Annotated in this window: 1 protein-coding gene; it reads left to right on the top strand. The window is 62.5% G+C overall.

Features of this window, described 5'->3' with window-relative positions:
• Positions 1–63: 63 nt before the first annotated feature.
• On the top strand, positions 64–323 hold a 260-nt coding region (locus ABGA94_RS10740; protein WP_375367251.1), incomplete at its 3' end, for a cbb3-type cytochrome c oxidase subunit I.

Genomic DNA, 323 nt, shown 5'->3' with positions numbered 1-323 from the left:
CGTCATCGGTCACAATCCTCGGTCATGAGCAGCGTACATATCCTTGCAATTGCCGGCACCTTCATGGGCGGCGTGGCCGCCCTGGCGCGGGAACTTGGGCATTCCGTCAGCGGCAGCGCCGATACCTGGGACCAGCCGCTGCGCGGCAACTGGAACCAGCTCAAGCAGCTCAAGGCCAAGTACCCGAACCTGAAGGTACTGATCTCGCTGGGTGGCAACCCGATGATGTACGTGAACCTGGTGTGGGCCTGGGGCCATCCGGAGGTGTACATCCTGGTGCTGCCGGCGTTCGGCATCTTCTCTGAAGTCACCGCCACGTTCGC

This window comes from Stenotrophomonas sp. 3diitr2024 (assembly GCF_042136455.1).
Taxonomy (GTDB): domain Bacteria; phylum Pseudomonadota; class Gammaproteobacteria; order Xanthomonadales; family Xanthomonadaceae; genus Stenotrophomonas; species Stenotrophomonas sepilia.
Note: the sequence above shows the minus strand (reverse complement) of the source record. Positions and strands in the feature narration are given on the sequence as shown.